Source organism: Actinomyces denticolens (assembly GCF_002072185.1).
In the GTDB taxonomy this organism is placed as follows: Bacteria; Actinomycetota; Actinomycetes; order Actinomycetales; family Actinomycetaceae; genus Actinomyces; species Actinomyces denticolens.
This window is the reverse complement of record NZ_MVIW01000014.1, coordinates 61,001-68,642: the sequence shown is the minus strand read 5'-3', so window position 1 is coordinate 68,642 and position 7,642 is coordinate 61,001. Positions and strand designations below refer to the sequence as shown.

At 72.7% G+C, this 7,642-nt stretch carries 9 protein-coding genes; 6 read left to right on the top strand and 3 right to left on the bottom strand.

The window, feature by feature from the left end; translation table 11 throughout:
- The 6 genes from B1H55_RS05750 to B1H55_RS05725 form a co-directional block, all read left to right on the top strand.
- Positions 1-247 (top strand): hypothetical protein (locus B1H55_RS05750; RefSeq protein WP_143222413.1); only part of this gene is annotated, 247 nt, incomplete at its 5' end.
- A gap of 3 nt (positions 248-250) precedes the next feature.
- Positions 251-856: a recombination mediator RecR gene (recR, locus tag B1H55_RS05745; RefSeq protein WP_073453555.1), complete on the top strand. Its 606-nt coding sequence runs from the start codon at positions 251-253 to the stop codon at positions 854-856.
- Between the two features lie 124 nt (positions 857-980).
- Complete coding sequence (locus B1H55_RS05740) at positions 981-1,673, top strand: NAD(P)H-binding protein (protein ID WP_077240689.1); 693 nt, start codon at positions 981-983, stop codon at positions 1,671-1,673.
- A gap of 53 nt (positions 1,674-1,726) precedes the next feature.
- Positions 1,727-2,203, top strand: coding sequence for an MDR/zinc-dependent alcohol dehydrogenase-like family protein (locus B1H55_RS05735; protein WP_077240688.1), 477 nt, complete (start codon positions 1,727-1,729; stop codon positions 2,201-2,203).
- 232 nt (positions 2,204-2,435) lie between these two features.
- The gene (locus B1H55_RS05730; protein WP_077240687.1) at positions 2,436-3,974 is read left to right on the top strand and encodes an aspartate kinase; all 1,539 of its coding nucleotides are present in this window, start codon (positions 2,436-2,438) and stop codon (positions 3,972-3,974) included.
- Positions 3,971-5,050, top strand: a complete 1,080-nt coding sequence (locus B1H55_RS05725) for an aspartate-semialdehyde dehydrogenase (RefSeq protein ID WP_077240686.1) — start codon at positions 3,971-3,973, stop codon at positions 5,048-5,050. Before B1H55_RS05730 ends, B1H55_RS05725 begins: the two co-directional genes overlap by 4 nt.
- Before the next feature lie 133 nt (positions 5,051-5,183).
- Here the strand turns inward: B1H55_RS05725 and B1H55_RS05720 are convergent, their stop codons facing one another.
- The 3 genes from B1H55_RS05720 to hemL all read right to left on the bottom strand — a co-directional run bounded on the left by B1H55_RS05720 (position 5,184) and on the right by hemL (position 7,513).
- A complete protein-coding gene (locus tag B1H55_RS05720) occupies positions 5,184-5,525 on the bottom strand; it encodes a HepT-like ribonuclease domain-containing protein (RefSeq protein ID WP_077240685.1) in 342 nt (113 codons plus the stop codon).
- A complete protein-coding gene (locus B1H55_RS05715; protein WP_096519537.1) occupies positions 5,522-5,842 on the bottom strand; it encodes a nucleotidyltransferase family protein in 321 nt (106 codons plus the stop codon). Before B1H55_RS05715 ends, B1H55_RS05720 begins: the two co-directional genes overlap by 4 nt.
- A 186-nt stretch (positions 5,843-6,028) precedes the next feature.
- A complete protein-coding gene (gene hemL, locus B1H55_RS05710) occupies positions 6,029-7,513 on the bottom strand; it encodes a glutamate-1-semialdehyde 2,1-aminomutase (protein WP_231952687.1) in 1,485 nt (494 codons plus the stop codon).
- Between the last annotated feature and the right edge of the window lie 129 nt (positions 7,514-7,642).

Genomic DNA, 7,642 nt, shown 5'->3' with positions numbered 1-7,642 from the left:
CGCGCGCGCCGCCGCCCGCGGCCAGGCCCTGCCCGGCCGGGGTCGGCCCGGCCGCACCGGAAGTCCCTCCGGCTCCCCGGGCGCCGCCGGCAGCGCCGGCTCGCCGGCCGTGCCCCTGGAGGAGGACACCCCCAGCGAGGACGACGAGGACGCCGAGGAGGCCGGAGTCGTCGGCCTCGAGGTCGTCAAGCGGCTTCTGGGCGCCACCGTCCTGGAAGAGGTCACCGTCACTCAGGAAGGACGCTGAGGCGTGCCCGCTGTCTACGAAGGCGCCGTCCAGGACCTCATCGATGAGTTCGGCGAGCTGCCCGGCGTCGGCCCCAAATCCGCCCAGCGCATGGCCTTCCACATCCTGGCCGCCGATTCGGCCTCCGTGGAGCGGCTCATCGAGGCCCTGCGAGCCGTCAAGGCGCGCGTGCGCTTCTGCGCCACCTGCGGCAACATCGCCGAGTCCGAGCAGTGCGCGATCTGCCGCGACCCGCGCCGCGACGGCCGCGTCATCTGCGTCGTCGAGGAGCCCAAGGACGTCGTCGCCATCGAGCGCACCCGCGAGTACCGGGGGCTCTACCACGTGCTCGGCGGCGCCATCGACCCCATCAGCGGGGTGGGCCCGGACGACCTGCGCGTGCGCGAGCTCTTCGCCCGCCTGGGCTCCGGCGAGGTCGAGGAGGTCATCCTGGCCACCGACCCCGACGTCGTCGGGGAGGCCACCGCCGCCTATCTCACCCGGATGCTGCGCACCATGTCCGTGCCCGTCTCCCGCCTCGCCTCGGGCCTGCCCGTGGGCTCCGACCTGGAGTACGCCGACGAGGTCACGCTCGGGCGCGCCTTCGAGGGGCGGCGCCGCGTCGAGTGAGCCCGCCCCCTCTCCCATCCGTTCCCGCATCTTTCGAGTGGGGAGGAGCGGGGTGGGGGCGCCGGTGCGCCGTGGAGGGCCGGCGCGTAGGGTGGGCGGGGAAGCGCTGATGGAAGGAGCCCTCATGTCCCGCATCGTCATCGTCGGCGGCCACGGCAAGGTCGCCCTGCTGCTCGCGCCCCTGCTCGTGGGGCGCGGCGACGATGTCATCTCCCTCATCCGCGACGCCGCCCAGGCCGACGACGTCGCGGCGACGGGCGCCGAGCCGCTGGTCCTGAGCGTCGAGGATGCCGGCGTTGATGAACTCGCCGAGGCCTTCTCCGGGGCCGACGCGATCGTCTGGTCCGCCGGCGCCGCGGGCAAGGGCGGGCCCGAGCGCACCGACGCCGTCGACCGCCAGGCCGCCATCCGCACCATGGAGGCCGCCGGACGGGCCGGGGCGCGCCGCTACGTCATGGTCTCCTTCATCGGATCGCACGGGCGGATCCCCGACGACCACCCGCTGCGCGCCTACGCCCTCGCCAAGCTCGCCGCCGACCGCCACTTGCAGACCACGGGCCTGGACTGGACGATCCTGGGGCCGGGCGTGCTGACCACGGAGGAGCCGAGCGGCCGGATCACGGTGGCGCGCACCGGCCCCGACGACGCCATCGGGCGCCGCACGCTCACCTCGCGCGCCAATGTGGCCGCCGTGGCCGCCGCCGCGCTCGCGGATGACCGGACGATCCACCGGGTCATCCCCTTCTGCGACGGCCCGACGCCGATCGCCGAGGCCATCGCGGACGTGCCGGCCGGGCTCGCGGACCTGGACACCTGAGCGGACCCGCTAACAGTCGGCTTCGAGCAGGGAGGTCCTCCGCGGAACAGTCCGTGCACCCGGCCAGGGGCACGGGCCGCAGGGCCCGCACGGACGAGCGCCTCGCCGACGCCGTGCGCACGCTCCTCACGGACTCCGGCTACGCGGCGCTGCTCGGGATCCCCTTCGGCGGCGTCCACCTGCAGGGGCGCGTGGATGAGGAGGGCATGGTGGCCGACCTGACCCGGGACCTGCTGGCGATCCTGGGGGCGAACGTGGATGCGGTCACGGGCTCCAACCCGGCCGCAGCCGTCCAGGCGGGCGCCTCCCAAGTCCTCGACTATCTCTCGGTGCGGCCGAGTGCGGTCACTGGTCGCTACGACGCGATCCTCGACGCCGTCGGTGCGGACTCGTTGGCCTACCGCGCGCTCCTGGTTCCCGGCGGTCGGATGGTCCTCATCACCACCGCTGGGCCTGCTGCCGCCCGCGCGCACCGCGACGCCGAGGAGCGCTCGGCCGCCGGCAAGCGCGTCATCGTGGTCCAGGGCTGAGGCCGTTCGTCGAGGATCGTGGCACCGGACCGGGTGCGGGTCCTCCATCCGCCGCAGCGCCCGCGCTCCACCTCGAGATGGGAGAGTCGACATGCCCGTGTAACGGACGCGCCGTATGCTCGTTTCCAGGCCACGCCGTCGTGGGCTCGTCGCACGGTTCCACGGACTCCCTTACGGACCGAGCGGCCGTGCCCCGCCCCCAACGGCGCGGCCCCGAGGTGAGGAGAACACGATGGCCCTGGTCGTCCAGAAGTACGGCGGCTCGTCCGTTGCCGACATCGAGGCGATTCGACGCGTCGCTAAGCGCGTCGTCGCCACCCGCGAGGCCGGCAACACGGTGGTGGTCGTCGTCTCCGCCATGGGTGATACCACCGATGACCTCCTCGACCAGGCCGCCGCCCTGACCTCCGCGCCCCCGGCGCGCGAGATGGACATCCTGCTGTCCGCCGGTGAGCGCATCTCCATGGCGCTGCTGGCCATGGCCATCGATGAGCTCGGCGTGCCCGCCCGCGCCTACACGGGCGCGCAGGCCGGCGTCCTCACCGACTCCAAGTACGGGCGCGCCTCCATCGTCGGCGTCCTGCCCGAGCGCGTCGCCCGCGCCATCCAGACCGGCGCCATCGCCATCGTCGCCGGCTTCCAGGGCATCAACGAGGTCGAGGACGTCACCACGCTCGGCCGCGGGGGCTCGGACACCACCGCCGTCGCCCTGGCCGCCGCCCTCAACGCCGATGTCTGCGAGATCTACACCGACGTCGACGGCCTGTTCACCGCCGATCCCCGGATCGTGCCCACGGCCCGGCGCGTGGAGTCGCTCTCCAGCGAGGAGACCCTCGAGCTGGCCGCTCACGGGGCCAAGATCCTCCACCTGCGCGCCGTCGAGTACGCCCGCCGCTTCGGGGTGCCCCTCCACGTGCGTTCCTCCTTCTCGGACAAGACCGGCACCTGGATCTACGACGGCACGCGCCCCGGCGCCTTCGTGCCGCCCGCCGCCGCCGAGCGCCTCAACGAGGTCGTCGCCGCGGATGTCGAGTCGGTCGGCGCCGTCGGCACTGATGCCGCCGCGGCGAGCGCTCCCCGCCCCGCGCCCGGTACTGTCGGAGCCCCCATCCTCGACGGCCTGTCCGGGCGCGTCGTCGCCCCCGAGGGCGCCGAGGCCCCCTCGTCGGCCAGTGTCGACGCCGCCCACCGCCGCGCCATCACCGCCCGGGCCGAGGCCCGGCCTCGCCCGTCCGCCAAGGAGGACCACGTGGAAGCCCCCGTCATCTCCGGGATCGCGCACGATCGCAGCCAGGACAAGATCACCCTGGTCGGTGTGCCCGACGTCCCCGGCGCCGCCGCCCGCATCTTCGCGATCGTGGCAGGCACCGACGCCAATATCGACATGATCGTCCAGGACGTCTCCGCCGAGGGCACGGGCCTGACGAACATCTCCTTCACCTGCCCCGACGGCGACTCCGCCTCCGCCCGCGAGGCCCTCGAGGCCGCCAAGGGGGAGCTCGGCTTCCGCTCCTTGCACTTCAACCCGGACATCGGCAAGCTCTCGCTGGTCGGTGCCGGTATGCGATCCAACGCCGGGGTCTCCGCCCGCTTGTTCAACGCGCTGGCCGAGACCGGGGTCAACATCCATATGATCTCCACCTCCGAGATCCGCATCTCCGTGGTGGTGGATGACGCCGTCCTCGACGACGCCGTCCGAGCAGTCCACACCGCCTTCGGCCTCGACGCCGATGCCGCGGAAGCAGTCGTCTACGGAGGGACCGGCCGATGAGCGCCCCAGTCAACGAGTACATCGGATCAGGTGACGGGGTCGTCGTCGCCGTCGTGGGGGCCACCGGCCAGGTGGGGCGCGTCATGCGCGCCATGCTGGAGGAGCGCGGCTTCCCCGCCCGCGCCGTCCGCTTCTTCTCCTCGGCCCGCAGCGCCGGGACCGTCGTGGAGTTCCGCGGCAAGAGGGTCGAGGTCGAGGACGTCACCACCGCGGATCTGGCGGGAATCGACGTCGCCATCTTCTCCGCCGGTGGGGCCGCGAGCCGTGAGCACGCCCCCCGCTTCGCCGCCGCGGGCGCCGTCGTCGTGGACAACTCCTCCGCGTGGAGGAAGGACCCCGAGGTGCCGCTGGTGGTCTCCGAGGTCAACCCGCATGCGCTGGCCGACCGGCCCAAGGGCATCATCGCCAACCCCAACTGCACGACGATGGCCGCCATGCCGGCCCTCAAAGTGCTCCACGAGGAGGCCGGCCTCAAGCGGCTCATCGTGTCCACCTACCAGGCCGTCTCCGGCTCCGGGCGCGCGGGCGTGGCCGAGCTGGCGGGCCAGGTGCGCGCCGTTGCCGACCAGGACCTGGAGGGCCTGGCGCTCGACGGCCGGGCCGTGGACTTCCCCGAGCCCGGCGTGTACGTGGACACCATCGCCTTCAACGCCGTGGCATGGGCCGGCTCCGACGCGGGCGATGGCTCCGGGGAGACCGATGAGGAGCAGAAGCTGCGCAACGAGTCCCGCAAGATCCTGGAGATCCCGGACCTGCTGGTCTCGGGCACCTGCGTGCGCGTCCCCGTGTTCTCAGGGCACGGGCTGAGCGTCAATGCGGAGTTCGAGCGGGAGATCAGCGTGGAGCGGGCCCGCGAGCTGTTCGACGCCGCCCCCGGCGTCACCTATGAGGACGTCCCCAGTCCGCTCAAGGGTGCGGGCCGCGACGGCACCTTCGTGGGCCGCCTGCGCGCCGACCAGGCCTTCGAGCCCGGCCACGGCCTGCAGTTCTTCGTCGTGGGGGACAACCTGCGCAAGGGCGCCGCCCTCAACGCCGTCGAGCTCGCCGAGCTCGTGGCCGCGGAGCTGCGGGCCTGAGTCGTTCGGGCGAAGTGGCGAGGTTTGAGGATTGCTCGGGCCCCTGAGGGCCGGCGCTCTCGGCTCGCGGGTGACCGTGTGCTTCTGAACTGCGATAACAGATGATCTGGCGTCGCGTCAGAAAAAGGAATCCTCAAACCTCGCCAATCTCATCGACCGCCGCCAAGGCATTCTCGATGATGACCCTCAGCTCCGGCAGGTCCTCGGCGACCGTGGCGTCGATGATCTCGGCACTGACAGTGAGATAACCGTGGACGATGCGGTTGCGCGTCGCCTTGATGTCGTGCCAGACGTCGCCGAACATCCCCGCGAGATCGTCCTGGGGCAGGCGCGCGAGGGAGTCGATCGCAGCGGCGAGGCGCAGGGCGATGGCATCCCGGACGGCGTCATCGGCGAGATCGCGCTCGGCGTATCGCATGATCTGGTCGAGATGGACAAGCGCCTCGAGGAGGCACTCGCGCTGAGTCCGGCTCATAGTGGGACCGCCTCGCTGAGGATGCGCTCGCGAAGGTCGGGACGGATGGCGTTGTCGGGGACGAGGTCGATCGGCGCACCGAGCAGGCCCTGCAGACCGCGCTCGGCGTGAGCGAGCGTGAGGAGACTGAGGGGCCTGTCGACGTGGACGAGCAGGTCGATGTCGGAGGCCTCGCCGTCAGTGCCCCGTGAGACGGAGCCGAAGACCCGTACATCGCTCATGTGGAACCCGGTGAGGTACTCGAGTACGTCCTCACGGTGCCTGCGCAGCCGCGACCCGAGTGACCCGAGGGCCGACTCTCCGAATGCGGTCGTCATGACATGACGGTACCAAGCGCGGATCTGGAACGACGAGACCACTGCGGGCCTGAGTCGTTCGGGCGAAGTGGCGAGGTTTGAGGATTGCTCGGGCCCCTGAGGGCCGGCGCTCTCGGCTCGCGGGTGACCGTGTGCTTCTGAACTGCGATAACAGATGATCTGGCGTCGCGTCAGAAAAAGGAATCCTCAAACCTCGCCAATCTCATCGACCGCCGCCGCGCGAGCGCCCGCATCGGCCAGTGCCCGCGCGGCGGCGGGGGCCGCGGCGGCGACGGCCCCGATCTCCGCATCGCCGTGCGCCGCGGAGACGAACCAGGCCTCGAAGACGCTCGGCGGCAGCGCCACCCCGGCGCTGAGGAAGGCATGGAAGAACGGTGGGAAGCGGTGCGTCTCCTGCGCCTGCGCCTGCGCGAAGTCGCGCACCCCGTGCTCGGCCGCCTCGGCGCCCAGCATGATCGAGAACAGCGAGCCGGAGCGCTGGACCCGGTGCGCCACGCCCTCGGCGGTCAGCGCCCCGGACACCGCAGCCTGGATCCGCGCGGAGGCGGAGGCCACGGAGGCGTAGACGGCGTCGTTGGCCAGGCGCAGCGTCGTGATGCCGGCCGCCGTCGCCAGAGGGTTCCCCGAGAGGGTGCCGGCCTGGTAGACGGGCCCGAGCGGTGCCAGCAGATCCATGACATCCGCCCGCCCGCCGACGGCCGCCAGCGGCATCCCCCCGCCGATCACCTTCCCGAATGTCAGCAGGTCCGGAACCCAGGCGGCCCGCTCCCGCCAGTCGGCCCCGGGCCACGAAGGCGCGGCCGCCACCGCGGCGCCGCCATCGGGAAGATCCGTGGACCAGCCGTCGAGGGCCTCCAGTCCCCAGAAGCCCGCAGGCCCCACCCGGAAGCCGGTGAGGACCTCATCGGCGATCATGAGCGCACCGTGGGCGGCGGTCAGGCGGCGGATCTCCTCGTTGAAGCCGGGCTCGGGCGGGACGATCCCCATGTTGGCGGGCGCCGGCTCGGTGATGACCGCGGCGATCTCGCCCCCGCGCTCGGCGAAGCACTCCCTCAACGCGGCGGTGTCGTTGTAGGGCAGGACGATGGTCAGCGCCGCGATGCCCGACGGAACCCCCGCGCTGCCCGGCAGGCCACCCGTGGCCACGCCCGAGCCGGCCGCCGCCAGGAGGCCGTCGCTGTGCCCGTGGTAGCAGCCGGCGAACTTGACGACGAGGTCGCGGCCCGTGGCGCCGCGCGCCAGGCGGATCGCCGTCATCGTCGCCTCGGTCCCGGTGGACACGAAGCGCACCCGCTCCGCCGCGGGGACGCGCTCGCGCACGAGCTCGGCCAGGATGGTCTCGGACTCCGTGGGCGCGCCGAAGGACAGGCCGCGCGCGGCGGCCTCCTGGACGGCGGCCACCACCTCCGGGTGGGCGTGGCCCAGGAGCGCCGGCCCCCAGGAGCCCACGAGGTCCACGAGGTCGCGGCCCTCGGCGTCGCGCACGCGGGCCCCGCCGGCCGAGGCGATGAAGCGCGGCGCGCCCCCCACCGAGCCGAAGGCTCGCACGGGGGAGTCCACGCCGCCGGGGATGACGGCGCGGGCGGCCTCGAACAGGGCCGTGCTCGTCGGGTCGGCTGCGGTTTGTGCGCTGTTCGCGGTGCTGGCGCTGGTGGCTGGGGTGTCGGGCATGCGGGCCTCCTGGCGTGCGGGTTCCGAGGGCGAGCCTAATTGCTGCACCCGCTGAGGAACGCGGGCGAGCGCGGATCGGGCCCCGCCGCTCGGAGCCCGCTCACTCATGCGGAGGTCGCGGGGTCACCG

Excerpts from the sequence above, each read along its gene's own strand:
- B1H55_RS05740 (WP_077240689.1), top strand. The coding sequence starts at position 981 with ATGTCCCGCATCGTCATCGTCGGCGGCCACGGCAAGGTCGCCCTGCTG.
- B1H55_RS05730 (WP_077240687.1), top strand. The coding sequence starts at position 2,436 with ATGGCCCTGGTCGTCCAGAAGTACGGCGGCTCGTCCGTTGCCGACATC.
- B1H55_RS05725 (WP_077240686.1), top strand. The coding sequence starts at position 3,971 with ATGAGCGCCCCAGTCAACGAGTACATCGGATCAGGTGACGGGGTCGTC.
- B1H55_RS05720 (WP_077240685.1), bottom strand. The coding sequence starts at position 5,525 with ATGAGCCGGACTCAGCGCGAGTGCCTCCTCGAGGCGCTTGTCCATCTC.
- B1H55_RS05715 (WP_096519537.1), bottom strand. The coding sequence starts at position 5,842 with ATGACGACCGCATTCGGAGAGTCGGCCCTCGGGTCACTCGGGTCGCGG.
- hemL (WP_231952687.1), bottom strand. The coding sequence starts at position 7,513 with ATGCCCGACACCCCAGCCACCAGCGCCAGCACCGCGAACAGCGCACAA.